Origin of the sequence: Pseudomonas sp. ANT_J28 (assembly GCF_008370005.1) — a bacterium.
GTDB lineage: Bacteria > Pseudomonadota > Gammaproteobacteria > Pseudomonadales > Pseudomonadaceae > Aquipseudomonas > Aquipseudomonas frigoris.
This window is the reverse complement of the sequence record NZ_VOBM01000007.1, coordinates 173,053-199,131: the sequence shown is the minus strand read 5'-3', so window position 1 is coordinate 199,131 and position 26,079 is coordinate 173,053. Positions and strand designations below refer to the sequence as shown.

24 protein-coding genes and 3 pseudogenes are annotated in these 26,079 nt (G+C 59.3%); 15 read left to right on the top strand and 12 right to left on the bottom strand.

Features of this window, described 5'->3' with window-relative positions; all coding sequences use genetic code 11:
* Positions 1–228: 228 nt before the first annotated feature.
* Genes FQ187_RS07115 through FQ187_RS07105 form a run of 3 tightly spaced genes read left to right on the top strand, consistent with a single transcriptional unit; the run spans position 229 to position 3,794 of the window.
* Entirely contained in the window at positions 229–888 is a 660-nt protein-coding gene (locus FQ187_RS07115) for a paraquat-inducible protein A (protein ID WP_149628918.1), read from the top strand.
* Positions 875–1,498, top strand: a complete 624-nt coding sequence (locus tag FQ187_RS07110; protein ID WP_008145542.1) for a paraquat-inducible protein A — start codon at positions 875–877, stop codon at positions 1,496–1,498. Before FQ187_RS07115 ends, FQ187_RS07110 begins: the two co-directional genes overlap by 14 nt.
* Positions 1,491–3,794: an intermembrane transport protein PqiB gene (locus FQ187_RS07105; RefSeq protein ID WP_149628917.1), complete on the top strand. Its 2,304-nt coding sequence runs from the start codon at positions 1,491–1,493 to the stop codon at positions 3,792–3,794. The genes FQ187_RS07110 and FQ187_RS07105 overlap by 8 nt, the downstream gene beginning before the upstream one ends.
* Positions 3,795–3,870: 76 nt before the next feature.
* Here FQ187_RS07105 and mksF read toward each other — a convergent pair whose 3' ends face one another.
* Genes mksF through mksB form a run of 3 tightly spaced genes read right to left on the bottom strand, consistent with a single transcriptional unit; the run spans position 3,871 to position 8,676 of the window.
* A complete protein-coding gene (gene mksF / locus FQ187_RS07100) occupies positions 3,871–6,711 on the bottom strand; it encodes an Mks condensin complex protein MksF (RefSeq protein WP_149628916.1) in 2,841 nt (946 codons plus the stop codon).
* Complete coding sequence (gene mksE / locus FQ187_RS07095; RefSeq protein WP_149628915.1) at positions 6,708–7,409, bottom strand: Mks condensin complex protein MksE; 702 nt, start codon at positions 7,407–7,409, stop codon at positions 6,708–6,710. The genes mksF and mksE overlap by 4 nt, the downstream gene beginning before the upstream one ends.
* On the bottom strand, positions 7,399–8,676 hold the full coding sequence (gene mksB, locus FQ187_RS07090) for an Mks condensin complex protein MksB (RefSeq protein ID WP_178122683.1): 1,278 nt from the start codon (positions 8,674–8,676) through the stop codon (positions 7,399–7,401). The genes mksE and mksB overlap by 11 nt, the downstream gene beginning before the upstream one ends.
* A gap of 206 nt (positions 8,677–8,882) precedes the next feature.
* Between mksB and FQ187_RS07085 the strand changes: the two genes are divergently transcribed.
* Together FQ187_RS07085 and rimI are read left to right on the top strand one after the other, a co-directional pair.
* Entirely contained in the window at positions 8,883–9,641 is a 759-nt protein-coding gene (locus FQ187_RS07085) for an energy transducer TonB (RefSeq protein ID WP_149628921.1), read from the top strand.
* A complete protein-coding gene (gene rimI / locus FQ187_RS07080) occupies positions 9,634–10,086 on the top strand; it encodes a ribosomal protein S18-alanine N-acetyltransferase (protein ID WP_008145534.1) in 453 nt (150 codons plus the stop codon). Before FQ187_RS07085 ends, rimI begins: the two co-directional genes overlap by 8 nt.
* A gap of 43 nt (positions 10,087–10,129) precedes the next feature.
* On the opposite strand, the gene FQ187_RS07075 is transcribed toward rimI, so the two are convergent.
* Positions 10,130–10,534 (bottom strand): serine kinase/phosphatase, encoded by a 405-nt coding sequence (locus FQ187_RS07075; protein ID WP_149628913.1) that lies wholly within the window; start codon positions 10,532–10,534, stop codon positions 10,130–10,132.
* Positions 10,535–10,685: 151 nt separating this feature from the next.
* Here FQ187_RS07075 and can point away from each other — a divergent pair, with 151 nt between their 5' ends.
* Entirely contained in the window at positions 10,686–11,330 is a 645-nt protein-coding gene (can, locus tag FQ187_RS07070) for a carbonate dehydratase (RefSeq protein WP_149628912.1), read from the top strand.
* Positions 11,331–11,336: 6 nt separating this feature from the next.
* On the opposite strand, the gene FQ187_RS07065 is transcribed toward can, so the two are convergent.
* From FQ187_RS07065 to FQ187_RS07050, 4 genes are all read right to left on the bottom strand, one after another.
* Positions 11,337–11,861: an SET domain-containing protein-lysine N-methyltransferase gene (locus FQ187_RS07065; protein WP_149628911.1), complete on the bottom strand. Its 525-nt coding sequence runs from the start codon at positions 11,859–11,861 to the stop codon at positions 11,337–11,339.
* A gap of 144 nt (positions 11,862–12,005) precedes the next feature.
* Positions 12,006–13,178, bottom strand: coding sequence for a hypothetical protein (locus tag FQ187_RS07060; RefSeq protein ID WP_149628910.1), 1,173 nt, complete (start codon positions 13,176–13,178; stop codon positions 12,006–12,008).
* 185 nt (positions 13,179–13,363) lie between these two features.
* Positions 13,364–13,684, bottom strand: a complete 321-nt coding sequence (locus FQ187_RS07055) for a hypothetical protein (RefSeq protein ID WP_149628909.1) — start codon at positions 13,682–13,684, stop codon at positions 13,364–13,366.
* Between the two features lie 214 nt (positions 13,685–13,898).
* Entirely contained in the window at positions 13,899–15,317 is a 1,419-nt protein-coding gene (locus FQ187_RS07050; RefSeq protein ID WP_149628908.1) for a short-chain fatty acid transporter, read from the bottom strand.
* 201 nt (positions 15,318–15,518) lie between these two features.
* On the opposite strand from FQ187_RS07050, the gene FQ187_RS07045 reads away from it, so the two are divergent.
* From FQ187_RS07045 to FQ187_RS07035, 4 genes and pseudogenes are all read left to right on the top strand, one after another.
* The gene (locus tag FQ187_RS07045) at positions 15,519–16,832 is read left to right on the top strand and encodes an MFS transporter (protein WP_149628907.1); all 1,314 of its coding nucleotides are present in this window, start codon (positions 15,519–15,521) and stop codon (positions 16,830–16,832) included.
* 129 nt (positions 16,833–16,961) lie between these two features.
* Positions 16,962–17,690: pseudogene (locus FQ187_RS30850) on the top strand (PAS domain-containing protein); the annotation flags it as partial.
* Complete coding sequence (locus FQ187_RS30845) at positions 17,670–18,278, top strand: methyl-accepting chemotaxis protein (protein WP_256661697.1); 609 nt, start codon at positions 17,670–17,672, stop codon at positions 18,276–18,278. The pseudogene FQ187_RS30850 and the gene FQ187_RS30845, both read left to right, overlap by 21 nt.
* Positions 18,279–18,335: 57 nt before the next feature.
* Positions 18,336–18,935 (top strand): flavin reductase family protein, encoded by a 600-nt coding sequence (locus tag FQ187_RS07035; protein ID WP_149628905.1) that lies wholly within the window; start codon positions 18,336–18,338, stop codon positions 18,933–18,935.
* Between the two features lie 12 nt (positions 18,936–18,947).
* Here the strand turns inward: FQ187_RS07035 and FQ187_RS07030 are convergent, their stop codons facing one another.
* Both FQ187_RS07030 and FQ187_RS07025 read right to left on the bottom strand, forming a co-directional pair.
* On the bottom strand, positions 18,948–19,316 hold the full coding sequence (locus FQ187_RS07030; protein ID WP_111451254.1) for a cupin domain-containing protein: 369 nt from the start codon (positions 19,314–19,316) through the stop codon (positions 18,948–18,950).
* 76 nt (positions 19,317–19,392) lie between these two features.
* Positions 19,393–20,202 carry an AraC family transcriptional regulator gene (locus FQ187_RS07025; protein WP_149628904.1) on the bottom strand — a complete coding sequence of 270 codons (810 nt, stop codon included), beginning with the start codon at positions 20,200–20,202 and terminating at the stop codon, positions 19,393–19,395.
* A gap of 165 nt (positions 20,203–20,367) precedes the next feature.
* On the opposite strand from FQ187_RS07025, the gene FQ187_RS07020 reads away from it, so the two are divergent.
* The 4 genes and pseudogenes from FQ187_RS07020 (at position 20,368) to FQ187_RS07005 (ending at position 22,314) form a co-directional block, all read left to right on the top strand.
* On the top strand, positions 20,368–20,928 hold the full coding sequence (locus FQ187_RS07020; RefSeq protein WP_149628903.1) for a DUF2975 domain-containing protein: 561 nt from the start codon (positions 20,368–20,370) through the stop codon (positions 20,926–20,928).
* Between the two features lie 7 nt (positions 20,929–20,935).
* Positions 20,936–21,149: pseudogene (locus tag FQ187_RS07015) on the top strand (helix-turn-helix domain-containing protein).
* Between the two features lie 207 nt (positions 21,150–21,356).
* A pseudogene (locus FQ187_RS07010) lies at positions 21,357–21,849 on the top strand (D-alanine--D-alanine ligase A); the annotation flags it as partial.
* 36 nt (positions 21,850–21,885) lie between these two features.
* A complete protein-coding gene (locus FQ187_RS07005) occupies positions 21,886–22,314 on the top strand; it encodes a molybdopterin-binding protein (RefSeq protein ID WP_149628902.1) in 429 nt (142 codons plus the stop codon).
* A 24-nt stretch (positions 22,315–22,338) separates the two neighbouring features.
* Here the strand turns inward: FQ187_RS07005 and FQ187_RS07000 are convergent, their stop codons facing one another.
* On the bottom strand, positions 22,339–22,710 hold the full coding sequence (locus FQ187_RS07000) for a type II toxin-antitoxin system HigA family antitoxin (RefSeq protein ID WP_149628901.1): 372 nt from the start codon (positions 22,708–22,710) through the stop codon (positions 22,339–22,341).
* Positions 22,711–22,902: 192 nt separating this feature from the next.
* On the bottom strand, positions 22,903–24,735 hold the full coding sequence (ggt, locus tag FQ187_RS06995; protein ID WP_149628900.1) for a gamma-glutamyltransferase: 1,833 nt from the start codon (positions 24,733–24,735) through the stop codon (positions 22,903–22,905).
* Positions 24,736–24,900: 165 nt separating this feature from the next.
* Between ggt and FQ187_RS06990 the strand changes: the two genes are divergently transcribed.
* Positions 24,901–26,010: a DUF2817 domain-containing protein gene (locus tag FQ187_RS06990; RefSeq protein ID WP_149628899.1), complete on the top strand. Its 1,110-nt coding sequence runs from the start codon at positions 24,901–24,903 to the stop codon at positions 26,008–26,010.
* The last annotated feature ends 69 nt before the right edge of the window (positions 26,011–26,079 follow it).

The window sequence follows — 26,079 nt, the reverse complement described above, 5'->3', positions numbered from 1 at the left end:
ATCCCGAACTCAGCAGTGAAACGATGCATCGCCGATGGTAGTGTGGGGTTTCCCCATGTGAGAGTAGGTCATCGTCAAGATTAAATTCCGAAACCCCTATCTGCGTATGCAGGTAGGGGTTTTGTTTTGTCCGCAGGAAAGTGGCTTCAGCTACAGCACAAATTTGCACAGTTATTTTCGATCCATGACACTAGAATGGGTCCAACTTTTTCGGAGGCCAGAGCCTTTATGCCAGATCCGGTTGACACCCCAGGGCTGTCAGAATTACCGCTGGACGACTTGGTAGCGTGTCATGAGTGCGACTTGCTGATGCGCAAGCCCGAACTCGCCCATGGCGAGAAAGCCCTTTGTCCGCGCTGCGGCTACGAGCTCTACGCCCATCGGCATAACGTCGTACAGCGCAGTCTCGCCCTGGTTATCGCCGCTTTGTTGTTGTATATCCCGGCGAACTTTTTACCCATCATGCAGCTCCATCTACTCGGGCAGTCATCGCGTGACACCGTCTGGACTGGTGTTGTTGGCCTGTTCGATACCGGCATGCAGGGCGTAGCAGTCGTGGTGTTTCTCTGCAGCATGGGAATCCCGCTGCTCAAGTTGCTTTGCCAACTGGTTGTGCTGCTGAGTATCCGTTTTGATATCGGACGTAGTTACGGCCTGTTGCTTTATCGCATTTATCACCATTTACGCGATTGGGGGATGCTCGAGGTCTACCTCATGGGCGTACTGGTAGCGATCGTCAAACTGGCAGATATGGCAGCAATTACCGTCGGGCTTGGCCTGGCGTGCTTTATCGGTTTGTTGTTGGTTCAGGTCTGGTTGGAGGTAGTGATGTCACCCCATCAGATCTGGCAGGCTTTATCAGGAGAGGATGCCCATGCGGGCGATTGATGCAGGCATTCTGATTTGCGCCGAATGCCATGAATTGAACAAGCAGGAAGCCGACACCGACGAACAGGTCTGCACCCGTTGCGGTGCGCTGGTTCACGCCCGTCGTCCGAACAGTGTGATGCGTACCTGGGCGTTGCTGGTTACCGCCGCGGTTCTCTACATCCCGGCCAACGTGTTGCCGATCATGACCGTCAGCTCACTGGGGCAGGGCGATCCCAGCACCATCATGTCCGGTGTGATCCAGTTGGTTCAGCACGGCATGATCCCCATCGCCGCCGTGGTTTTTATTGCCAGTATTCTGGTACCAACGTTCAAATTGGTGGGCATCGCATTGCTGCTGTTTTCCGTGCAGCGCCGCCAGCCACTGTCGGCTCGCCAACGCATTTGGATGTACCGCTTTATTGAGTTCATTGGCCGCTGGTCAATGCTCGATATTTTTGTGATCGCCATCCTGGTGGCGGTTGTGAATTTCGGACGGCTTGCCAGCGTCGAAGCCAATCTTGGCGCCATCGCTTTCGCCAGTGTGGTGATTCTGACGATGCTTGCCGCAGTAACTTTCGATCCCCGACTGATTTGGGATAACACGGAGTCGGACGACGACCATGACTGATTTGCCTACAGCAAAAACCCGACCTGCCTCGAACTGGTCAGCCATTTGGGTGTTGCCCCTGATCGCCCTGATCATCGGCGGCTGGCTCGGCTGGCGTGCTTACAACGAGACCGGCATCGAGATTCAGGTGCGTTTCGAAAGTGGTGAAGGCATTCAGGCCAAAAAGACCGAAGTCGTTTACAAAGGCATGTCGGTGGGTAAGGTAAAGACCCTCAAGCTCGATGACGAAGGCAACTCCAAAGGCGTGATCGCCACCGTCGAAATGAACAAGGACGTGGAGCCATACCTGCGGACCAGTACCCGTTTCTGGCTGGTCAAGCCGAGCGTGACACTGGCCGGCATCACTGGCCTGGAGACGCTGGTCTCGGGTAATTACGTGGCGATAAGCCCGGGCGAGGGCGAGCCGACTCGCAAGTTCAAAGCCTTGGCCGAAGAGCCGCCACTTTCAGACGCCCAGCCCGGTTTGCACCTGACCATCAAGGCTGATCGCCTCGGCTCGCTGAACCGCGGCAGTCCGGTGTTCTACAAGCAGATCAAGGTTGGCCAGATCAAAAGCTACTTGCTCTCTGAAGACCAGAGCACGGTTGAGCTCAAAGTCTTCATCGAGCCAACCTACGCCAAACTGGTGCGCAAACACACACGTTTCTGGAACGCCAGCGGCATCAGCATCGACGCCAACCTGTCGGGTGTGAAAGTGCGCAGCGAGTCCCTTGCGAGCATCGTCGCCGGTGGTATCGCGTTCGCCACGCCGGAAAACCGCAAGGACAGTCCGCCCACCGATCCGAGTCTGCCGTTCCGTCTCTACGAAGATTTTGATGCGGCCGCTGCCGGCATTCGGGTCAAGGTCAAACTCAGCGATTTCGAAGGCTTGCAGGCCGGTCGCACACCGGTGATGTACAAAGGCATCCAGGTCGGCAATCTGAAAGCGCTGAGGATCGATCCGGATCTGTCTGGCGCCACCGCCGAACTGACCCTCGATCCATTAGCCGAGGACTACCTAGTCCAAGGCACTCAGTTCTGGGTGGTCAAGCCGTCGATCTCGCTGGCGGGAATCACCGGCCTGGAAGCTCTGGTCAAAGGTAACTACATCGCCGTGCGCCCAGGTGACAAAGGCGCAGCGCCGCAGCGCGAGTTCGTGGCCCGGGCCAAGGCGCCGCCGCTGGATCTGCGTTCCCCGGGCCTGCATCTGGTGTTGTTCACAGAGAACCTGGGTTCGCTGGAAGTCGGCAGCCCGATTCTCTACAAACAGGTCAAGGTCGGTTCGGTCCAGAGCTATCAGTTCTCACGCACCAAAAAGCAGTTGGTGATTGGTGTACACATCGAGAAGGAATACGAAGGTCTGGTCAACGCCTCGACACGGTTCTGGAATGCCAGCGGCATCACGCTCACAGGTGGACTGACCGGCGGCATCCAGGTCAAAAGTGAGTCGCTGCAAAGCCTGATGGCTGGTGGTATCGCCTTCGAAACCCCGCAAGCGAATGCGCCATTGCAGAAACGTATTCCACGTTTCCGTCTGTTCGCCAACCATGACGAGGCCAACCAAAAAGGCACCGTGGTAATGATCAGGGTTGATCGCGCCGACGGCTTGCGCAGCGGCACGCCGATTCGATTCAAAGGCCTGGATGTCGGCAAGATTGAAGACGTCGACCTCAGCGATGACCTGCAATCGGTGCTGCTGACGGCACGAATCACAGAAGTGCCAGAGCGTATCGCTCGGGTGGGCAGTCAGTTCTGGGTCGTCAAACCTGAACTGGGTCTGATCAAGACGTCCAACCTCGAAACGCTGGTCACAGGCCAATACATCGAAGTGCAACCGGCCGCGAAAAACCTCGGCCCGCAGAAGAACTTCGTGGCCCTGGCCAATCCGCCGGAAACCGCTAAACAAGAAGCCGGTTTGAGTCTGGTGTTGAGCGCTGCCCGCCGTGGTTCGCTGAAAACAGGTGTGCCGGTCACCTATCGCGAAATCACCGTAGGCAAGGTGACAGGCTATGAGCTCGGCCAGACGGCGGACCGTGTGTTGGTGCACATCCTGATTGAGCCAAAGTACGCGCCGTTGGTGCGCAGCGGCACGCGTTTCTGGAACTCCAGTGGTTTTGGCTTTGATTACGGCTTGTTCAAAGGTGCGACGATACGGACCGAATCGCTGGAGACGCTGATTCAGGGCGGTATCGCTTTCGCCACGCCGGACGGCGAGCGCATGGGCAGTCCGGCGCGAGCTGAGCAAACATTCCCGCTGTTCGATAAGTTCGAAGACGAATGGCTGACCTGGGCGCCGAAGATTTCAATCGGCAAGTAAGCCCAAAACAACAGGCATGAAAAAGGCCGCGATCCATTGGATCGCGGCCTTTTTTATTGCTGTCGATTAACGAAAATCAGACGGCATCCAGCTCCGGTTCATCTAATTCAACGGGAACGGCAGCCTTCACTTCATCGTGACGACGAATGTACTTCCAGTCCGCCTCGTCGATGTAGATCCCGTTCGGCCCGCTGCCACCTTCCAGGTCAATCGCAACACTGGCGCAGACCTGCGGCTTCACACTCGCCAGGATTGGCACGAAGCCCAGTTGCAGACTGGTTTCCAGCAACGCTGCCTGGTTCTTCTCGTCAATGTCCGCTGCCTCGTCGAGGTAGTACGGCAGGCGCACGCGACCGGCCTGGTCACGGTCCATCAAGTGCAGCAACAAGTACATGTTGGTCAGCGCCTTGATGGTCATCGTGGTCCCGTTGGATGCCGCTCCGTCGATGTCGGTGTGGATAACCGGCTGGCCGTTGACCTTGGTGATCTCGAACGCAAGTTCGAACAAGTCCTTGAGGCCGAGCTGGTTGTGGTTAGCCGCCACCAGCCGCGCCAGGTATTCCTTGGCTTCTTCGTTCTTGTTGTCCTGATCGGCGCTTTGGCTCAGGTCGAAGACCGAAAGGGTTTCGCCTTCTTCATACTGGCCGGCGCTATGGATGATCTGGTCGATGTGCTTGAGCGCTTCCTTGTTCGGTGCCAGGACGATGCGGAAGCTTTGCAGGTTGGAGACCTGACGTTTGTTGATCTCGCGGTTGAACAGCGCCAGTTGATGCTCAAGGCTGTCGTAGTCGCTGCGGATGTTGCGCAGGGTCCGGGCGATGTCGGTAACCGCCGCACGACGGGCCTTGCCAAGGGTCAGTGCTTCGTCGGTACGGTGCGCGTACGCATTGATCAGCAGTTGCAGGCGACGCTCCATATCGTCTTCGCTGTCGAACTTGGCCACGCCTTTGAGGCGGACCTGAGCGTACAGCGCCTCGATCTGACCATCGCTGCGCTGCAAACCCTGCCAGCTGTCCTGATAGTCATTGAGCAACGGCAGCAGGTTGTCCATGGAGTCGTCGATCAGGTCCATGAACGGCGTACCGAACGGCAGGTCTGCAGGCAGCAGCTGACGGCGGCGCAGGGCGTCGTCGAGGGTGCGTTGCTTGGCTTCCATGTCGCCGATCTGCCGGCCGACCAGTTGCAGCTTGGCCGACAGTTGCTGGACGCGTTCGGTGAAGGCGTCGCTGGAGCGCTTCAACTCGTCCTGCGCCGCTTCCATCTGCGCCAGTTGTTCCAGCTTGTCGCCTTCTTCGGCGCTCAGGGTTTGCGCGCGGCGGAAATCTTCCAGCGCTTTCTGTGCATCCAGCACTTGCTGGTACAGCGCTTCGGTCTGGGTCTTGCTCGCGGCGCGGTCGGCTGCAACGGCTTGCTGGGTTTTCAGTTGCTTGAGTTCTTTGTCCAGACGCTCTTTCTGATCGCGCAACGCGGCGCGGTCGGCCAAGGCTTGGAGTGCTGGCGGTTCGATGTGCGAGATGTCGATGGACAGTCCCGGCACTTCGAAGCGCTCGCCCTTGAAACCGTCGAGGATCAGCTCCATGGATTTGACCCACTGACCGTCCTCGTCCAGCGTAATACCGTGCTCACCCAACGGCAGGCTGAACAGCGCGCTGTTGAACAAACGCATCAGGCGCTCGACATCCTGTTGCGAGAACTCTTCACGCAGACGGGCATAGCTGTTGTTGTCGGCGTGATCGAGTTGCTGTTTCACCGACTTCAGGCGTTTTTCCAGATCCCGCAGACGCTCTTCCAAATCTTCGGCGCTGAACTGCCGCGACTGCGCCAGCGCACCGGCCAGTTCATCGTGCGCGTCCTTGGCCGCGAGCAGTTGCTGCTCAAGCACTTTGACGTCATCGACCAAGGCGAAGCGATGCTTGAGCACCGACAACTCGCCGAGCCAGCGCTGGATGCCGGTGATTTCACGTTCCAGACGCATCAGCTCCTGAGTGCCGCCGCGCTGATCGTTTTGCAGGGCGTCTTGCTCGTTGCGGTAGTGCTCGGCCTGAATCGTCAGTTCTTCCTTGCGCGCACTGGCGTAGTCCGACCAGGTGCCAAGCAGGGAATCGAGCAGCGGCGAGATCCGGTGCAGTTTGCCGCGCAGGATGTTGCGCTGGGTCACGCCTGCCGCAAGGGCTTCAACCAATGGGCCGGCAGTGACCAGCGAGTTGTAGTCCTGCTCCATGCGTCGTACATCGCGGAACGCTTCTTCGCACGCGGCGATGTAATCGACGCTGCCGGAACGCAGGCTGTGCTCGAACGCATCGAGGAACAATTGCTTGAGCTTGGCCGCGGTGATTTCGCGCATGTGCAGCAGGTTGATGAACAGCGCGCGGAACGTCTTCAGGCTCTGCTCGCTGGTGGAGCGCAGCGGGATCAGCGTCAGGTCCAGCGGAATCGAGGTGTGACCGCCGACTAGCAAACGACGCAATTCATCCGGCTTGAGCTCGTAGGCTTTCAGGCCTTCGCGCTCAAGGTTGGTGAACAATTCTTTCTGACGCAGGCAGGTGTCGTTTTTCTGGTAATGGGCCAGATCCAGTTTGCCGGCGTAGGCAAAGAACTGGTGACCGAAACCACCGCCCGGGCCGCGACCGACCACGCCGATCACGTGCGGGCCGTGGGGCAGCGAGACTTCGACCAGGATGTAGCTGGTGTCCGAGGCGAAGTAGAAACGACGGGATTGTTCCAGGCTGTACTTGCCGAAACTCATGTCCGACATGCGCGCCAGGATCGGGAACTGCAAGGCGTTGATCGAGGCGGATTTGCCGAGGTTGTTCGCGCCGTAAACCGACAACGGTTCTTCCAGCGGGAACAGGCCGAGGCTGTAACCGGCGGTGTTCAAAAGGGCGAAGCGGCGAATGCCGTAGCGTTCCTTGCTCATGCGTCGGTCTCCTGTTCTTCGGCAATGGCACGGGCCATGGCGTCTTCTTCGCTTTCTTCAGCGAAGTCGCTCAGATCGAGGGGGTCATCGGTTTCCAATAGCTTTTCGTCGCTGTCGTCATCGATCAGCACGGGTACCGGCAATGGCAGCACGCTATGCAGGCTGGCCGCCAGGTCACGGTCTTGTTGAACCGACAGGCAGACATCGAGGAAGCGGTGCATCGGCGGCAGGAAACGGTAGATGCCGTTTTCTTCGCCGGCGAAACCGAGCTGGGTCATGCGGCGCATGATTTTTTCTTCGAGTTCTTCGACGGTCTGCACTTCGGCCTGGATAAACAGGTCGCGGTACTTTTCCAGCAACGACGGCAATTCATCACGGCCGAGGCTGCCACCGTCGAGCACGGCGACTGGATCGCGGCCCTGATCGGCCAGGTGCTCGACGAGAATGAAGGTGAACAGCGCCAGACGTTGCGCGGTCTTGTTCACCGCCGCAGCAGCGAGGTCCGGCACGAAGTAGTAGAAACCACGGGTGTCGCAGACCAGTTCGAAGCCCAGCGCCTTGAACAGCGTGCGGTACTGGTCCTGGAAGTTCGACAGTTGCGCGTACAGCTCCGGGTCGCGGCGGCTGACGTGGTAGCCCTTGAACAGCTCGCGAAAGATCGGCGCCAGCTGGGACAGTTCGGATAGATCAAGATGCATGTGGGGTGCTCGCAGAATCCTCGGCGGCGGTGTCGGCGGCCGAGAGCAGGGCGAAGGAGCGCAGGCTGACCTGGTGCTCGTGAGTGTGGTAGTCGCGGCGTTCCAGACGCTCGCGTTTGAAGCGTTTCTCGCGTGACAGGCGCGAGAACCAATACAGCAATTCGTCGGTGGCGCCGTCCGGCTCCTGCTCCAGCAGCCATGTCATCAAGTCCGGCATCGGCAGGGCGTCTTCGCAACGTTCGAGCATTTCCCGAACCGTGCGTGGCGCGCGCGGCGCTTCGCCTTTCTGCGTCTTGTGGGCCTTGGGGAAACGCGCCGGTTTCGGCTCGAAACGGGCTAGCGCATAAACGTAGGCTTCGACCTGACTGGCGCTACCCAAGAAGGTGCTTTGCGGCCGAGTGAACATCGGCATCGCCGCTTGTGGCACCGCATCGAGGCCTTTGCGACGGATGGCCGACAAGGCCAGCGCCGCGCCACGGGTGACGGCGTTATGCCGACGGGCCTCTTCACGTAGCGGCAGCAGCAACTCGCGGGCATGGCGCAGGGTCAGCTGGGCGCTGGTCTGCATTTCGAGGATGCGCGCGTGGGTGCGCAGCAGCATGTCGTCATCGACCAGATGGCCGAGGCGCTGTTGTTCGGTGAGCATGCGCAGCAGGACGTTCTCGACCTTGCGCACGCCTTGCTCGAAGGCGCCGTCGGCGTTCACCAACTGAATCATCGGCTCGACGTATTCGTCCCAGGTCGCCAGCACTTCGGCGTAACGTTGACGCAGCGGGATCTGCCGGTCGCTGGTTTTGGCGCGTTCGGCGACGGCCACCAGGGCTTGTTCGTCGTTGGCCAGTTTCTTCAGAACGTCACGTACACGCATGTCGAGCAAGCGCAATTGACGCGCCAGGTCGTGGCCATCGCGGATGTCGAAGGCGTCCTGGATGTAACCGGCCAGGCGTTCGAGGTGGCGCAAATAGGCTTCGATTTCCAGGCACAGGCCCAAACGGTGCTCACGGCGCAGGTAGGCGAGGAAGTCGTGGATTTGCGCGTTGAGCTCGAAACGGTTCGGGCTTTTCGCCACGGGAACCAGAATGTCGAGGCGGATCCACACGTCCAGCAGGTTGGTGATGTCCTGCGGCGTACTGTCCAGTTGCTGGGCGCCCAGTTGAGTGCGCAGTTCGTTGAGGCTCAAGGTGCCTTGGTCGAAGTGCTCGCACAGTGGCTCCAGAAGTGCCCAGTGTTCAGCGAGGGCGCGCAAGACGCGCTTGGGTTCGATCATCGGAATGGCCGGCTGGTTGACGAATAAAAGCAGCGATTGTACTGCATCACGCCCGTTGCGATTCACTCTCGGGACGGACAGTTGGCTTTCTATCGATCAAGCGTGGGCGATTTTGAGCGAAGGGCGGTAGAATCACCGCACTTTAGTTATCCACAAGTGGCCGACCTTTGCTTATCGAGTCCCGTCGCCGCGCCTATTTGACCGCCATGCAGGTGGTCAACTGGCTGCCGCGCACCGAATTGCCTTTTGCTGCGCCCTCGCGCCCTGAATTGCTGGAGATGCCCGAGCCGTTGGTCGTCGCCCCGGTTGCCCCGGTTGCCCCGGTTGCGCCCGCGCCTGTGGCTGATTCACCCGTGGAACCGCTGGTCAAACCGGCCGAACGGGTGAAAATCGAGGTTCCGCGGCCATCGTTGGCCAGCACGCGCACGAATGCCAAGGTTGAAGAAGAGGCCGCTCCGGTTGTGGCCAAGGCGCCAGTCGTGCCGCCACCGCGTTTCGCTCTGCAATTGCTGCGGGCCGGGCGTTGCTTGCTGCTGGTGGAGTTACCCACAGGCGAATCGTTCCAGACCCGCGACCCCGCCTATCTGTTGCTCAAAGACATGCTGCGCGCCGCCGGCCTCCCGGACAGCCCGCAGATCGTCGGCGAGCCGGTGCGTTGGCCGCTGTTGTCTCGGGGCACCATGGATCAAGGCCCGGAAGCGGCTCGCGACTTCGTGCAAGGTTTTCTCTCGGCCCGGCTGGAAGACGCACCGTGCGTCTGCGTGTGGCTGATCGGCTTGCCGGCGGTGCGTTTCGCCGGTGAGGCGAACGCCGAATCCTTCAACCGTGAACTCCAGGTCGAAGGCCTGGGCTCGGTCTGGGCCCTGCCGGGTCTGGAATTATTAATGGAAGAGCCACAGCGTAAGGCTGATGTCTGGCAAGCCATGCGTCGGCTGATGGCGCGCTGGAAAGAATCGAATGAGTGACGCTGTATCGTTTCGCCCGATGACCGAGGCGGACCTGGACGCTGTACTGAAAATCGAATACGCGGCTTACAGCCATCCCTGGACTCGCGGGATTTTTCTCGACGGGCTGGGTAAATATCAGATATGGCTGATGTTTGAAGGCCAGCAGCAAGTCGGCCACGGGGTGGTGCAGATCATCCTTGATGAAGCGCACCTGCTGAACATCACGGTCAAACCGGAGAACCAGGGCCGTGGCCTGGGCTTGACGTTGCTGGAGCATTTGATGTCCCGGGCGTATGACGCCAAGGCGCGGGAGTGCTTTCTGGAAGTGCGCGACAGCAACCGTGGCGCGTTCAAGTTGTATGAGCGTTATGGGTTTAACGAGATTGGTCGGCGGCGCGATTACTACCCGGCAGTTGGCGGGCGGGAAGATGCTGTCGTCATGGCCTGCACCCTCGTCGATTGAGCTACAGCTATTGTGGCGAGGGAGCAAGCTCCCTCGCCACAGATCACCGATTACCGTCCATCGGATCCCGCCGCGCCAGTTCCTCTTCATCCAGCCCATTGCCTCCGCCGATGTCGTCTTCATCGACAATGCTCAAATCCCAATCGGCCTGACCACCTTCACCCGCTTCGTGGGCGTCCCGTGCGCCGTCTTCATGGATCAGGGTTTCCGGGCTCATGTCGTCGTTGGTAGACTCATGGTCCTCGGTCGAGGCCCCGGTCATGCCGGCTTCACGTACGCGTTCTCGAGGCATCAGGCGTTCACGCTCAGTTTGCGTCAGCTCGTCGCCGATTTTGGCGCTGGGTTCTTCCTCGTCGAAATCCAGCTCATGCATCGAGCCCATGCGGTCTTCGTTGTCATCGATGGGCTCGGGTTGCACCGCATCGTACGGACGTCGTGATTCAGTCATGGCAATTCCTCATACTGTAGGCCTTACTAGGTGGACCCCCTGGGCTGCTGAGAATTCCTCCGGCATGGAAAACCGGGTATCTGCATCTGGCGCGTGACCCCGACAGATGGTTGTCTGTCATAGAAGCGCATCATTCTCGAGGTTTCATTGCATGAACGAATTACAAGATCTGATTGATAACAACGAGCGCTGGGCTGACGCAATCACCAAAGAAGATCCTGATTTCTTCGCCAAGCTGGCCCGTCAGCAAACCCCGGAATACCTGTGGATCGGTTGCTCCGACGCCCGGGTGCCGGCGAACGAGATCGTCGGCATGCTGCCCGGCGATCTGTTTGTACACCGCAACGTGGCCAACGTGGTGCTGCACACCGACCTCAACTGCCTGTCGGTGATTCAGTACGCGGTCGACGTGCTGAAGGTCAAACACATCCTCGTTACCGGTCACTATGGCTGCGGCGGCGTGCGCGCCTCAATGCAGGACCGTCAGCTGGGCCTGATCGACGGCTGGCTGCGCTCGATTCGCGATCTCTATTATGAGAAACGCGAAGAACTCGCCAAATTGCCCACTGACGAAGAGCGGGTCGACCGCCTCTGCGAATACAACGTGATCCAGCAAGTGGCCAATGTCGGGCACACCAGCATTGTGCAAAACGCCTGGCACCGCGGGCAGAGCCTGTCTGTTCACGGCTGCATTTATGGCATCAAGGACGGTCGCTGGAAAAGCCTGAACGCCACCATCAGTGGTTTCGAGCAATTGCCGCCGCAATACCGTCTGCGTCCGGTCGAGGCGTTGTAACGCCCTTCAGCATAGACTTCGCCGGCGCCAGTGCTGCAGAAACAACTGGCCGTCGGCGTTCGGCGATTCATCGTAGCCGGTGATCCAGCCACGGCAGTCGAACGAGCCACACTGGCAGGCGAACTGACGCATGAGTTTGTCTTCGGTGGTGGCGTAGTCCATCGTCAGTCGGTCGCCTTTTTTGATGTCCTTCAGCGCCCATAGCCACAGCTCGCTCATGTCGAGAAATACGTTTGGGTCGCAGGAGTGTCGCAGCAGCCCGCAGAAGCGCGGGTCGTAGACATGGATGCCACGGGCCAGTTGCCGGGTATGCCGACACCGATAAGGCAGCAGATGCCCCGAAGCCCGACAAATTCGGCTGATGCGTGGAAAGTCCCGAAGTACTGCGACGGCTGCCGCCGATCCGTTGGTGTTGTCGATAATCTCGAAGTCGGCCCTGGAGGGGAATCCAAGGCGAACGGGCAGCTCCGCAAATGGATAAATCCCATCGGGAGGTTGAGCAAGCGTCTCGTGCAGGGCGTGGGTTTTCATAACGATCCTTGTCGGCTGGGTGCTGCGACCTCCATTAGCTGACAATCCTGTCAGCACTGCAACACATGGGAACGACTCAAGCCTCTCGCAAATGAAACGGCGGGTCTACTGTCAGTTATGACAGTAGACCCGCCGTTCATCGTTTTACAGAGGCGGGACAGGGATCGCAGTCGCAGGTACCGGGGCTTTCAGCTGTTTAAGCTGAGCTTTGATCGGTGCCGTCGCGCACTTGGCCATGGCTTTTTCGGGCGTCAGGTTGCGAATCGAGGTGTAGAACAGCTCGCAGGTTTTTTCTGACTGAGCCACTTGCCAGGTTTGGGTGCAACTTCTCAGTTCAATGTCGGGATTACTGTCCGGTTGGCGGCCCATGGCGGCCTGCCAGCACGCGGCACTCAAATCCTGGCCCATGACTTTAAGGCCAGCCGCGTCGGCTTTGGCCTGGGCATCGTTGCCGGTATAGCTTTGCGGGTCGGCGGCGTACCAAATGTAGCTTGGGTGGTTGGAACCCAGCACTGGCACTTTCACTCCGTCGCTCGGACTGATGCTGACCAGGCCCAGCACGTTCACGGTCGGCCCGTATTGCTGCTTGATCCAGTTACGCACTGGCGCGCCGAAGGCGACCATCGGCAACGCCGCACCACTTGCGTTCTGGCTGAGTTGCTTGACCATGGTGGTCTGGTAGTCCTTGAAATAGTCGTAGACGCCTTCCAGATCCTTGCCGGCGTTGGACGGCGCGGCAATCGGTGCGATGTCGATGATGGTCTGGTAGCCCGGCGTCTGGTCGTCAGGAATACCGTTGGCCGTCAGCAGCGTGGCCCAACGGTCGGTGGTCTTGGACTCCAGATAGTCTTGGGCCTGGGTCAGCGAATAATCCGGCGGGAAGTGCAACAGTTCAACGCTTTTGCGGTTTTCCAGGGCCATGCCCAGTGGCAGGAACAGATACCAGCTGTAAGCCCACTTGCCATCGGCATTCAGCTTGCTGGCGCCGGTATAGGCCAGATCACCGGCATCGAGCAACGCCGCCAGCGGTTTTTCATAGCCATGGGGTACGCCGCTGATTTCGGCGTAGAGCTGATTGTTATCGGTTTTGACCAGCACTTTCGCCGCGCTGTAACCATCTCGCTGCACGCTTTGGGTCAGGTAATGCTCGACCGTTTGCTCCAGCGTCCAGTTGCGAAAGCAGATCACGTTGCAGTTGTTGGGATAGGCGAACAGGCGGGTGACGCGTTCGGTACTGCCCAGCTTCAGGTCGACATCAGCATGGGCGGCGGCGCTCAGGGTGAGGGCCGCGAGGGTGAGTCCAGCGAATTTGAACATGCTCAGATCCTTTTCAGCGTGGTCCCGTTGATTGGGGTACGCGCCATACTGGATCAGCGGCGTTACACAGAACAGTGTGTGCGTGTAGTTTTTTTGCGTAGAGCCTGCGGTGTGTATGCCAGGAACCCTCGGTTATGGAGTCCGGCCCGGGCTTGATGTCTATGGGCCAGACGGAGGTTGAAGCGTTACAACAGCTTTAGTGCCAGATGAGTGCCGGCGCGCAGGTACTCGAGCTGTGCAAATACGGCATCCTTGACGATGGCCTCTCCTGTATCAGTCAGTTTGGCTTTTTTGGCATCAATGATGGACGTTTGCGTTAATTGCATTACTACATCCATTGCTTTTTGAAGGGCGGTCAAATTGTTGTGCTGGCCGAACTCGCGGACGACAGCGTCCATACGGCGATCTGCATCATCACGCAGCTTTTTATATTCAACGACTGAAACCCTACCGTCCTGGTAAATCTCGTTAATCATCTCTTCCAGCGTTTTCGATATTAAAGACATGTGTTTGTTCATCCTTGGTCAGTGCTGTCTTGCTTTAAAAAGTTTGTGAGCTGTCGGAGTTTACTCAACGATTTATAGGTTGGAGATAAGAACTCTCCGGGTTTCATGTCAGGCGCAATCGAGCCTGTTTGTAGGATAAATCCAGGCGTTTGTTTCATGCTCAAGCCGGGTGAACGGATTGCACCTGCCCGCAGCAGGTGCAATCACTTACGTGTTACGGCATCACCGGCGCCGTATACGTCAGCGTCGTTCCCAACGCCCACAGCAGAAACAGCACCAGCGGCGTGTGCACCAGCAGTTGCACGAACGAAAACCCGATCAAGTCCCGCGCCTTCAAACCGAGCACACCCAGCAGCGGCAGCATGTAGAACGGGTTGATCAGATTCGGCAAGGCTTCGGCGGCGTTGTAGATCTGCACGGCCCAGCCCAGGTGGTAGTTCAGGTCGGTGGCCACTTGCATGACGTACGGCGCTTCGATGATCCACTTGCCCCCGCCGGACGGGATGAAGAAACCGAGGATCGCCGAGTACACGCCCATCAGCAGCGCGTAGGTGTCGTGGGACGCGATTTGTACGAAAAAGGTCGAGATGTGGTGAGCCAGCGTCTGAGCGTCAGTCCCTTTGACGGTGGTCATCAGCGCCGCGATCGAGCCGTACAGCGGGAATTGAATCAGTACGCCCGTGGTGGTCGGCACCGCGCGGGACACAGCGTCAAGGAAGCTGCGCGGGCGCCAGTGCAGCAGCGCACCGAGCATGATGAACAGGAAGTTGTAGGTGTTCAGCCCGGAAATCGCACTGATCGCCGGTTTGGTCGAGAACTCGTGGAACAGCCATCCGGCCGCCAGCAGCACCAGCAAAATCGTCAGCAGCGGGCTGTGCTCCAGCCATTCGCCGGGGCGGGTGCGCGGTTGCAAGGGCGGCAGGTTAAAGCTCGGATCGATGCCGCAGGCTTTGGCATCACGGGCCGAGTTCGGGCCGGGTGCAGTGGCGTAAGCAATGATTAGCGAGATCACGATCAGCGCCAGCAACATCACGCCGGACTGCCAGAGAAAAATAGTTTGCGTGAAGGGAATGACCCCAGTGATCGACAGAATCGACGGCGGCAGGCTGGCCGGGTTGGCCTGCAATTGCGCGGCGGACGAGGACAGGCCCAAGGCCCACACTGCGCCGAGACCCAAATAGGCGGCAGCACCGGCAGCACGGTAGTCCATTTTCAGATCGGTACGGCGGGCGAGGGCACGCACCAGCAAACCGCCAAACACCAGCGACAGCCCCCAGTTCAGCAGCGAAGCGACCATGGAGATCAACGCAACCCAGGCCACGGCCGAGCGGCCGTTTTTCGGGATCCGCGCCAGCCGGTCGATCAGTTTCACTGCCGGTGGCGAGCTGGCGACCACATAACCGCCGATCACCACGAAAGCCATCTGCATGGTGAGCGGGATCAGGCTCCAGAAGCCGTCACCGAAGGCCATGGCGGCGTCGGTGGGTTTGGCGCCCATGAACAGGGTGGCCACGGCGACGATAATCACCGCCAGTGCGGCAAACACCCAGGAGTCGGGGAACCAGCGTTCGGCAAAACTTGAGCAGCGCAGGGCAAAGCGGGCAGAGCGGGTATCTTCGATATCAGCGGCCACGGGTGTACCTCGAATTTTTATGTTTGTTGTGGTCTTCAGGACCGCAAAGGCCCGTCTAGACAGGTGGCAACAGTAAAACAATCGGTTCTATTTTGTGACGAGGTTTTACGCGTCTAGGACTTTGGTCTAACGGGTTGTCCGTTGGCGCGTTTGCGTAGACCATGGGCGCCTTGGTTTTTTGCCTATGCCAGAGTGCTTTTCATGACCGCCAACACCCACTCGCGCCCGGCGCCGTTCACCCGCTCGGATTACAAGACCCTCGGCCTTGCGGCCCTTGGCGGCGCGCTGGAAATCTACGATTTCATCATTTTCGTATTTTTTGCCCTGACCCTTAGCCAGCTGTTCTTCCCGCCGGAAATGCCCGAGTGGCTGCGACTGCTGCAAAGCTTCGGGATCTTCGCAACCGGTTATTTGGCGCGGCCGTTGGGCGGGATTCTGATGGCGCATTTCGCCGACCGGCTGGGTCGCAAGAAGGTCTTCAGCCTGAGCATCCTGATGATGGCGCTGCCGTGCCTGTTGATCGGCATCATGCCGACCTACGCCCAGATCGGTTATTTCGCACCGCTGTTGCTGTTGGCCCTGCGAATCCTCCAGGGCGCGGCGGTGGGCGGTGAAGTGCCGAGCGCCTGGGTGTTCGTCGCCGAGCACGCACCCGCCGGGCATCGCGGTTATGCCCTCGGTTTCCTGCAGGCCGGGCTGACGTTTGGTTACCTGATCGGTGCGCTAACGGCGACTTTTCTGGCACAGGCGTTCTCCCCGGCAGAAATCCTTGATTACGCCTGGCGCTACCCGTTCCTGCTGGGCGGCGTGTTCGGCGTAATCGGCGTCTGGCTACGCCGCTGGCTCAGCGAAACCCCGGTGTTCATGGCCATGCAGGCCCAACGTGAGGCGGCCGTTGAATTGCCGCTGCGCACGGTCTTGCGTGAACACCGTCTGGCCATGCTGCCGGCGATGATCCTCACCTGCGTACTGACCTCTGCGGTGGTGGTGTTCGTGGTGATCACCCCGACCATGATGCAGAAAACCTTCGGTATGACCGCCAGTCACACCTTCGCCCTGAGTGCCTTGGGCATTGTCTTTTTGAACATCGGCTGCGTACTCGCCGGGCTGCTGGTCGACCGCATTGGCGCCTGGCGCACGGTGATGCTCTATAGCTTGCTGCTGCCACTGGGCATCGGCGTTCTCTATACCTGCCTGATCATCGGTGGCAACTGGATCGGTCTGGCGTACGCGGTGGCCGGCCTCGGTTGCGGGGTGGTCGGCGCGGTGCCGTCGGTGATGGTCAGCCTGTTCCCGGCGCGGATTCGTGTCTCGGGGATTTCCTTCACCTACAACATTGCCTACGCCGTCTGGGCGAGTATCACACCGTTGTTGCTGATCGGTCTGATGCCGTGGAGCCCATGGATCTGTGTGATTTTCTGCGCGGTGATGGGGGCTGTGGGGGTGAGCAGTGCGGCGTATTTCGGGACGCGGATGCCAAGAGTTGGCAAATGCTCGACTGCTGGCGCGATGTAATCGAAGGCAGCACCGTACGTATAGCAACTATTTTTGTAGGACAACCCTGAAGCACTCTTCAGAAAATATCCCTGAGGCCGATGGTTAGGCTGCATACCGCTTTCTATCCCTGTCCATCGGTGTATCCCCATGTTCAACAAACGCTTGAAGCAGGAGCTGTCGGCTCTTCGCGAAGAACTCTCCAGCCTCCAGCAAGTGAAGGAAAGTCTGGAAAGCGAGATGCTGGTCCTGACCCTCGATGTCGATGGGCGGATTCAATCGGTCAACCAGAACTTCATCGGTGAGATGCTCTACAAAAGCAGCGACCTGATAGGGCGACACATCGAAGACATCGTCCCGGCCCATGTGAAGTCGGACGAATTCCACCAGCGCTTCAAGGTCTCGTTGACCCGTGGTGAGCACTTTGCCGGCACGGTGCGTTTGTTGCGCGGCAATGGTCAGGAAGCCTGGCTGCGCTCGATCGTGCAGCCGGTCCGGTCCGCGGACGGGCGGATCAAACACTTCTCGATTTACTCCAGTGACCTGACCCGCACCATCGAGGCATCTCGTGAGCATGAGAACCTGATCGGCGCCCTCGTGCGCTCCACGGCAGTGATCGAGTTCGATCTCAATGGCAACGTGTTGGCGGCCAACGAACGGTTTCTCAGCGGCATGGGTTACAGCCTGGCGCAGATCAAGGGCAAACATCACCGCATGTTCTGCGAACCCGAGGAATACAACAGCGCCGGGTATCAGGACTTCTGGCGTCGCTTGAATGCAGGCGAGTTCTTCGCCGAGCGTTTCAAACGCGTCGACAGCCACGGCCGCGGGGTCTGGCTGGAGGCGTCCTACAACCCGGTGATCGATGCCAACAACAAGCTCTACAAAGTGGTGAAATTCGCCACGGTGATCACCGATCAAGTCAATCAGGAACAAGCGGTCGCCGAAGCGGCCAACATTGCCTACAGCACCTCGCAGCAAACCGACAGCAGCGCGCAGCGCGGTAACGCGGTGGTGACTCAGGCGGTCAACGTGATGCGTGACCTTGCCAGGCACATGCAGACCGCCGGTGAAGGCATCGAAGCTCTGAACGAGCAGTCGCTGGTGATCGGCACCATCGTCAAAACCATCAGCGGGATTGCCGAACAGACCAACCTGCTGGCGCTCAACGCGGCCATCGAAGCGGCTCGGGCCGGGGAACAGGGGCGTGGTTTCGCGGTGGTGGCGGATGAGGTCCGGCAATTGGCTTCGCGCACCAGCCAGGCAACCGATGAGATTGTCGGAGTAGTGCGGCAGAACCAGGACATGGCGCGCAACGCCGTGGCGCTGATGACCGAGGGCAAACTCCAGGCTGAACAGGGGCTGGCGCTAGCGGCAGAGGCGGGTACGGTGATTGTCGAGATTCAGGACGGTGCACAGAAAGTGGTGAATGCGGTCGGCCAGTTTGCCAATCAGTTGACGACTTGATGCCTGCCATCGCGGCGTAAATCGCTACAATCGGCGTTTTCCCCAGGAGCAGCCATCATGAGCGTTTCTCACCGCCGCCCGGTTCCCTTGGTCAAAGCTTATCGTCTGCTCAATCACGGCCCGACCGTGTTGGTCAGCGCAGCCCATGACGGCCAGCGCAACATCATGGCGGCGGCCTGGGCCATGCCGCTGGATTTCGAGCCGCCGAAAATTGCCGTGGTGCTGGACAAGTCCACCTGGACACGGCAATTGCTGGAGGCTTCGGGCACGTTTGTGCTGAATGTTCCCTGCGCCGCCCAGGCCGATATCGTCCAGACCGTGGGTTCGACGTCCGGCCTGGAATTGACCCGGGACCAAGGCCGGGACAAATTCCAGGTCTATGGTTTGCCGACCTTCAGCGCTGAGTTGATCGATGCACCGATGCTCGAAGGCTGTGTCGCCTGGCTGGAGTGCCGACTGCTGCCGGAACCCGACAATCACCAGCAGTACGATCTGTTCCTGGCCGAAGTGATTGCCGCTCAGGCAGACGAGCGGGTGTTCAGTGACGGTCGCTGGCACTTCGAAGGGCAAGACACGTTGCGCACCTTGCACCATGTGGCTGGCGGGCATTTCCTGAAAATCGGCGATCCAGTGGACGGCAAAACCTTGCAGCCGTAAGCAGTCGGCCTTTCACACCCAGACGTCATTCTGCGCAGTGCGCTCGCCACCTTCGTTACCCGTGTTCAGCACACCCTTGGGCTCAATCAGCAGGAGTTTCACCTCCTGCTCGGCGAACGGTTTGTGCTCGACACCTTTTGACACCACATACATTTCGCCAGCGTTCACCAGCACGTGGCCATCGCGAAAGTCGATGCGCAGTTGCCCTTCGAGGACGATGAAGGTTTCGTCGGTATCAAGGTGATCGTGCCAGATAAAATCCCCCAGCAGTTTCACCACCTTGAACTGGTAGTCGTTCATTTCGGCGATGACCCTAGGCGTCCAGTACGGGCCGATCCTGGCGATTTTTTCAGCGAAATTCAGGCTTTCGTAAGCTTTCATGAAGCAGCTCTCGTGGTTGATCGTAAATCCACGATAGCCCGCGCATCGGTGTGCTTCTTGAACGATTGTGCGTGGCTCAGCGGCGGTGCATTTTCATCCAGCGGGCCGGCGACAGGCCGTAGGTTTTGCTGAACTGCCGGGTCATGTGGCTCTGATCGGTGAAGCCGGCGATCAGCGCGGCGCTGACCAGTGACTGGCCCAGGATCAGCAGCGAGCGGACCAGGTCGAGGCGGCGCATGGTCAGGTATCGATAAGGACTGGTGCCGAACAACAGGCGAAAATCCCGCGACAGACTCCAGCGGTCGCGACCGCTGTGTTGCGCCAGTTCTTCCAGCGTTACGGTGCGATCCAGCGCGCCATGAATGAATTCCCGCGCGCGTTCGGCGGCCACGTAGTCGAAGCTCTGGCGGGTGGCAGGCACGCCGGAAACGCTGTTCAAGGCTTGGGCCAGATCGAACAGCGCATCCTGCTCTTCCAGAGGCTCGAGGGGACAATCGAGGCTTCGCAGCAGCACGGCGGTGGCGGCGAACAAACGTGGATCGGCTGACAGGCCGGTCTTGATGAATGGCAACGGCTGGCCGCCGAGCATCTGCTGGATCAGCGCCGGCTCGATGTACATCATTCGGTATTGAAAGCCGGTCTCGGTGCCGGCTTCGCCATCGTGAACTTCGTCCGGGTGCAGCACCATGGTCCCGCCCGGCAGGCTGTGGCGCCAGCCACCGCGGTACTGAAAACTCTGCACGCCAGCCAGTGTGTGGCCGATTGCAAAGGTGTCGTGGCGGTGAAGGTCGTAGCCGTGTCCTGCAAAAAACGCCTCGAAACGCTGAAGCCCGCCGACGTCGGGCGCGCGGTGGAACCAGTCGTGGTGAATGATTTTTTTACCCATCCGAGGATGCTCGAGTGCCTTGAAGCTGTGAGTGGAACATTACCCCAGGAGGGGGCTTTATGTCTGCGGAAGCGTTTCTATGTGTGTATCACAGTAATAAATTATTGCTTTGCGATAATTTGTGGTTTGGCGTTTGCTCACATTCATTCCTTGTGAGGTATTGCCGTGACTTCCAATCGTCTCGCTCAATTGAGCCAACGCATGGCTGCTGTGACTCTTTTTCTTATCATCGCAATGCTGGCGATCAATGTTGTGCTTTGGCTCTTTCCTTTCCTGGCTGCGAAGGATGGATGGGGGCTCGGTTTTGCGCTTACCGAACGCCAGCTCTCGCATATCACCGATAAAGCGATGTTTTTCCCGTGGTGGCAAATACTAGGCGGTATTCTGCTGTCGAGCGTGCCTTTGCTGGCGCTGGCATACGGCCTGGGAAACTTGCGTCGACTGTTCCGGAACTATTCGCGCGGTGAGTATTTTTCCAGTGAGTCGGCTGTTCATTTAGGTCTGGTCGGAAGGGCCGTGGCGCTCTGGGTGTTGCTCGATTTTTTGTGCGAGCCCGTACTCAGCTTCTGGGTGACAATGAATGAGCCGGTCGGTGAACGGCTGATTACCCTCAGTGTCACGGCTCCCACCTTTGTCGCGTTGTTCCTGGCTGCGTGTATATCGATCATTGCGCGTATTCTCAGGCAGGCCAGTGAAGTGGACTCTGAATACCGCACCTTTGTTTGAGAATTTTATGTCAATTGTCATTCAGCTGGACGTGATGCTCGCACTGCGCAAAGTCAAATCCAAAGACCTCGCCGCCGCTATCGGCATTACCGAAGCGAACCTGTCGCTGTTGAAGCAGGGCAAGGTCAAGGGGCTGCGCCTGGCGACGCTGGACGCGATTTGCAAACAATTTGAATTGTCAGCCGGGTGACCTGTTGATCCATGTGCCTGACGTCGAGTAAAAGTAAGCGCTCCATTGCGCCTGCTTGTTGTGCTGCGTCCACATGTTAACGCCTCGGCGGTGTGTTGCTGGCATCGGCTGGAGACTGTTCGGCGCGCATCTGGTGGCCAATCGTTAAGGAGTTCTGAATGAGCAAACTGCGGGTAGGCATTATTTTTGGCGGCCGTTCGGCTGAACACGAAGTGTCGCTGCAATCGGCGAAAAACAGGACAAGGACATCCGCAAACGTCTGTTGCGTGACGCCGGGTTGGCGGTCACGCCGTTTGTCACCCTGACCCGCGCCACCGCTGCGCGCCCCGGGTTCGTCGAGGTGCAAGGCAAACTCGGCTTGCCGCTGTTCGTCAAACCGGCGAACCAGGGATCTTCCGTCGGCGTGAGCAAGGTGAATGACGAAGCCGAGTACGCGGCAGCAGTAGAACTGGCCCTGGGTTTCGATGAGAAAGTCTTGGTGGAGTCCGCCGTCAGCGGCCGAGAGATTGAATGCGCGGTGCTCGGCAATGAAGACGCCATCGCTAGCGGTTGTCGAGAGTGGCGAAGTGCTGATCAATGAGATCAACTCGTTGCCCGGCTTCACCCGCATCAGCATGTACCCCAAGCTATGGCAGGCCACCGGTATGACGTACAGCGCGCTGGTCAGCCGTTTGATCGAGCTGGCGCTGGAGAAACATCAGGCGCGACAGGCGCTGAAGATCTCTCGTTAGGCCAAATACAAAAATAATTACTCGAGGAGACGCGTCATGAAAGTCAGCGCACGTAACGTATTCAAAGGCACCATCAGTCAATTGCAGCCAGGCGCGGTCAACGCCGAAGTCTCGCTCAAATTATCGGGCGGCAATGAGTTGGTAGCGGTGGTGACCATGGAAAGCGTGAAGAACCTCGGCCTGGCGGTCGGCAAGGAAGCAATCGCGCTGGTGAAGGCGCCGTGGGTCATGTTGATGACCGAGTCCAGCGACATTCGCCTTTCGGCGCGCAACTGCCTGGAAGGCAAGGTCACCAGTGTTATCGATGGCGCGGTGAACGCCGAAGTGGTCATCCAGCTCGATGGCGGCACCGAGGTCTATTCGATCGTGACACGTCAGGCTGTGGCAGAACTGGGACTGGCGCCGGGCGTGAGTGCGACGGCGGTGATCAAGGCGTCGCATATCATTTTGGGGGTGCCGGCCTGATTCCAGGAGTCTACTGACACCTGATCAAGCCTGCTTTATCGGCTTGATCAGGCTTTGCGCGGGTATCCCGAACAAATTGTGAAGTTTCCAGATCATCGGAAGCGTCAACGCGCGTTTGCCATTGAGCACTTCATACACTCGGTTTGTGCGGCCAATGGCGGGTGCAAGGTCAGCAGCAGACAGTCCGGACTGCTCCATACGAAACTTGATTGCATCGATCGGATTGGGCAAGTCCACGGGAAACCGCTTCGATTCATAGGCTTCGATCAGCGTGATCATAATGTCGAAGTAATCACCCTCAGGGGTGCCGGGCTCTGGTTCGTTGTCGAACAGCGCTGACACGTTCTTGAGGGCTGCACGATAGTCCTCGTCGGTGTGAATGGGGCGTACGTTCATGGGTTACTCCATCTCGACGGTATCAGCGTCGATCGCGTCGTAGTGTTTGTGGATGCCGACAATTTCCACACTCTATCCAAGAAGCAGTCATTTGCGGGTAGGAAAAGGCTGCGCGAGATTACCGATCAGTATTCATTAGCTATAAAAAAGGGCCTACCACCCGGTAAGCCCTTGCTCATTCCCGCGTACGACTCAATCCCCCAGCGCCGCCCCCTCACGCCGCGGATCAGCCCCGCCCGCCAACGACGTTTTCCCCTGCGCATCCTTGATTCGGACAATCGCCTGGGTCCCGCTGGTCATGTCGATCTCGTTCACACTGTGCCCTTTGTCTTTCAGCACCTGAATCAGCGCCGGGCTGAACTGCCCCTGTTCCAGTTCGGTCGGGCCGTTGCGGCTGCCGAAGTTGGGCAGGCTGATGGCGGCTTGTGGGTCGAGGTTCCAGTCGAGCAGGCCGATGGTGGATTTGGCGACGTATTCGATGATCTGCGAGCCGCCGGGGGAGCCGATGGTGGCGAGGAATTCGCCGCTCTGACGTTCGAAAATCAGGGTCGGTGCCATGGACGAGCGTGGGCGTTTGCCGGGTTCGACGCGGTTGGCAACCTTCTGGCCGTTTTCTTCTGGGATGAACGAGAAGTCGGTCATCTGGTTGTTGAGCAGGAAGCCCTGAACCATCAGGTGCGAGCCAAACGCGGATTCCACGGTGGTGGTCATGGACACGGCGCCGCCTTCGTCATCCACCGCCACCACTTGCGAGGTGGAGATGCGCAACGGCGAACGGTCCGGTGCGTAGGCGACCTGAATGCCCGGCGGGGTGCCGGGTTTGGCCGTGCCCATGCTGCGATCGCCGATCAGGGCCGCGCGGTCGGCCAGATACGCAGGGTCCACCAGACCTTTGACGGGGACGGGCACGAAATCTGCGTCGGCCACGTACAGCGCGCGGTCGGCGTAGGCCAAGCGTTCGGCTTCGGAGATCAGGTGCACGGCTTCAGGCGCCGGCTCAATGCCCGCAGGTTGGCTGGTCTTGACCGGTTTGAGCGGCGCCAGGGCAAAATGCGGGTCGCGGGTTTCCAGGGCCTGCAAGGTGCCGAGGATCTGCGCCACGGCGATCCCGCCTGACGACGGTGGTGGCATGCCGCAGACCTGCCAGTGTTTGTAGGCGGTGCACAGCGGCGCGCGCTCCTTGGCGCTGTAGCCGTTGAGGTCGTTCAGCGACAGGCTGCCGGGGTTGGCGTGGCCTTGAATCTTGGCAACGATCTCCTGTGCGATGGGGCCTTTGTACAGCGCATCCGGTCCTTCCTTGGCAATGCGTTTGAGCACGGCTGCCAGCGCCGGGTTTTTCAGCGCCGTGCCGACGGCTTTCGGACTGCCATCGGCATTCAGGAAGTAGGCCACCATGTCCGGTGAGCTTCGTATGGACGAGTCCGAGGCGATCAACTGGTGAAGGCGTGGCGAGATGGCGAAGCCTTGCTCCGCGAGTTTGATCGCCGGTTCGAACAGCCGCGCCCATGGCAGATGACCGTGTTTCTGATGGGCCAACTCAAGTGCCCGCAACACGCCCGGTGTCCCCACCGAACGACCGCCAATCTGCGCCTGGGTGAACGGCATCGGTTTGCCGTCGGCTTGCAGGAACAGCCTCTCGGTGGCGCCGGCCGGAGCGGCTTCGCGACCGTCATAAGTGCGCACAGCCTTGCCATCCCACAGCACGATCAACGCGCCACCGCCAATGCCCGAGGATTGCGGCTCGACCAGGGTCAGCACGGCCTGCATCGCAATCGCGGCATCGATTGCCGAACCGCCCTGGCGCAACATCTCCCGCCCGGCCTCGGCCGCCAGCGGATTGGCCGCGGCCGCCATGTGTTTTGAGGCGTATTGGGTCTGCAGATCGGTGCGATAACCTGACGCGATTTCCGGCGCGACAGGCAACGACGAAGAGGTCGGAGCACTACAGGCTGCGAGGGTTAAAGCAGCGGCGATCAGCGAAAGGGCTGACAGGCGATAGCGACTCAAGTGGAAGGCTGAGAACACGTGGGGGCACTCCGTCCGTGGGAAAAGATCAGGGGACTTTATCGGCCGAAAGGAAGTGACGCAAACCAAGGCCTGCTGCAAAGATGTTTTTGTCCTTCATGACTCCACGGATTTTCTGTAGGGTCGAGGGCAACAGACTGGCCAGAAGATCAACAAGAGGCAGACATGCAGACCGAATTCCCCACCCAGCCAAGTTACCGCACCCAGCGTGATCAATTCCTGGCCGCCGCGACCGCGGCCGGTGCGACGTTGACCGAGTACACGCATCCACTCAAAGGGCCGTTCGGTGAGCCATTGAGCACCGATGTGGCCGTGCTGGGTGATCCGCGCGCCAAGCGTTTGCTGATTGCGCTGAGTGGCACTCACGGCGTCGAAGGCTTCTATGGTTCGGGATGTCAGATCAAGTGGTTGCAGGAGTTGGGCAAGCGTTCGCTGCCGGCCGATGTCGCGGTGGTGATGATCCACCTGATCAATCCGTGGGGCACTGCGTGGCTGCGTCGGGTCAACGAAGACAACATCGACTTGAACCGCAATCATCTGAACTTCGGGCGTCCGCTGCCAGACAATCAGGCCTACGCAGCGCTGAATGAAATCTATGCCTGCACGCAGTTGCAAGGCCCGGAGCGTGATCGCGCCGATGCCTTGCTCGACGAACAGATACGCAAACACGGCTGGCCAGCGGTGATGTCGATTGTCGAGGGCGGCCAGCACCGTCATTCCGATGGTTTGTTCTACGGCGGACTGGCACCGAGCTGGTCGAACCGCACGTTGCATCAAATCATTCAAAAGCATGTTTCCCATGCCGAAGTGGCCATGTGCTTCGATTTGCACACCGGCGCCGGGGAGTATGGTCATCCGATGTTGCTGACCATTACCGAGGCGGCATATCCAGCACTTGCAGATGCGCAGGCGATTTATGGTCCTTGGCTCTATACCTTGCACACGGGCGCCGACACGCTGAGCGAAACCGGCGTCGCGGCCACCGCCACCGGCTACACCTCGCAGGCGTTGATCAACGCGCTGCCGCACGTGCGGTTGATGCCATTTGTGATCGAGTGCGGGACGTATCCCGGCGCCGAGGTTCATCGTCATCTGCGCGATGATCACTGGCTGCATCTGCACGGCAATCCGAGTGATGCCGTGGGGCGCGGGATCAAACTGAATCTGGTTGAGCAGTTCTATCCCGCCGACAGCGACTGGCAGGCGATGGTCTGGCTGCGTACCTGGCAGATATGGGAGCGGGCGTTGTCAGCGTTGCCGGCGATTTGTTCCTGATGCGACTTCTTGGGTGGCTCGGCGTAGGGGCACGCCTCACAGTTCGCTCCTCCGGAAAGTTCGCGCACT

What these genes read in the sequence shown, in the direction of transcription:
- FQ187_RS07115 (WP_149628918.1), top strand. Translation starts at nt 229, where the DNA reads ATGCCAGATCCGGTTGACACCCCAGGGCTGTCAGAATTACCGCTGGAC.
- FQ187_RS07110 (WP_008145542.1), top strand. Translation starts at nt 875, where the DNA reads ATGCGGGCGATTGATGCAGGCATTCTGATTTGCGCCGAATGCCATGAA.
- FQ187_RS07105 (WP_149628917.1), top strand. Translation starts at nt 1,491, where the DNA reads ATGACTGATTTGCCTACAGCAAAAACCCGACCTGCCTCGAACTGGTCA.
- mksF (WP_149628916.1), bottom strand. Translation starts at nt 6,711, where the DNA reads ATGAGCAAGGAACGCTACGGCATTCGCCGCTTCGCCCTTTTGAACACC.
- mksE (WP_149628915.1), bottom strand. Translation starts at nt 7,409, where the DNA reads ATGCATCTTGATCTATCCGAACTGTCCCAGCTGGCGCCGATCTTTCGC.
- mksB (WP_178122683.1), bottom strand. Translation starts at nt 8,676, where the DNA reads ATGATCGAACCCAAGCGCGTCTTGCGCGCCCTCGCTGAACACTGGGCA.
- FQ187_RS07085 (WP_149628921.1), top strand. Translation starts at nt 8,883, where the DNA reads ATGCAGGTGGTCAACTGGCTGCCGCGCACCGAATTGCCTTTTGCTGCG.
- rimI (WP_008145534.1), top strand. Translation starts at nt 9,634, where the DNA reads ATGAGTGACGCTGTATCGTTTCGCCCGATGACCGAGGCGGACCTGGAC.
- FQ187_RS07075 (WP_149628913.1), bottom strand. Translation starts at nt 10,534, where the DNA reads ATGACTGAATCACGACGTCCGTACGATGCGGTGCAACCCGAGCCCATC.
- can (WP_149628912.1), top strand. Translation starts at nt 10,686, where the DNA reads ATGAACGAATTACAAGATCTGATTGATAACAACGAGCGCTGGGCTGAC.
- FQ187_RS07065 (WP_149628911.1), bottom strand. Translation starts at nt 11,861, where the DNA reads ATGAAAACCCACGCCCTGCACGAGACGCTTGCTCAACCTCCCGATGGG.
- FQ187_RS07060 (WP_149628910.1), bottom strand. Translation starts at nt 13,178, where the DNA reads ATGTTCAAATTCGCTGGACTCACCCTCGCGGCCCTCACCCTGAGCGCC.
- FQ187_RS07055 (WP_149628909.1), bottom strand. Translation starts at nt 13,684, where the DNA reads ATGTCTTTAATATCGAAAACGCTGGAAGAGATGATTAACGAGATTTAC.
- FQ187_RS07045 (WP_149628907.1), top strand. Translation starts at nt 15,519, where the DNA reads ATGACCGCCAACACCCACTCGCGCCCGGCGCCGTTCACCCGCTCGGAT.
- FQ187_RS07035 (WP_149628905.1), top strand. Translation starts at nt 18,336, where the DNA reads ATGAGCGTTTCTCACCGCCGCCCGGTTCCCTTGGTCAAAGCTTATCGT.
- FQ187_RS07030 (WP_111451254.1), bottom strand. Translation starts at nt 19,316, where the DNA reads ATGAAAGCTTACGAAAGCCTGAATTTCGCTGAAAAAATCGCCAGGATC.
- FQ187_RS07025 (WP_149628904.1), bottom strand. Translation starts at nt 20,202, where the DNA reads ATGGGTAAAAAAATCATTCACCACGACTGGTTCCACCGCGCGCCCGAC.
- FQ187_RS07005 (WP_149628902.1), top strand. Translation starts at nt 21,886, where the DNA reads ATGAAAGTCAGCGCACGTAACGTATTCAAAGGCACCATCAGTCAATTG.
- FQ187_RS07000 (WP_149628901.1), bottom strand. Translation starts at nt 22,710, where the DNA reads ATGAACGTACGCCCCATTCACACCGACGAGGACTATCGTGCAGCCCTC.
- FQ187_RS06990 (WP_149628899.1), top strand. Translation starts at nt 24,901, where the DNA reads ATGCAGACCGAATTCCCCACCCAGCCAAGTTACCGCACCCAGCGTGAT.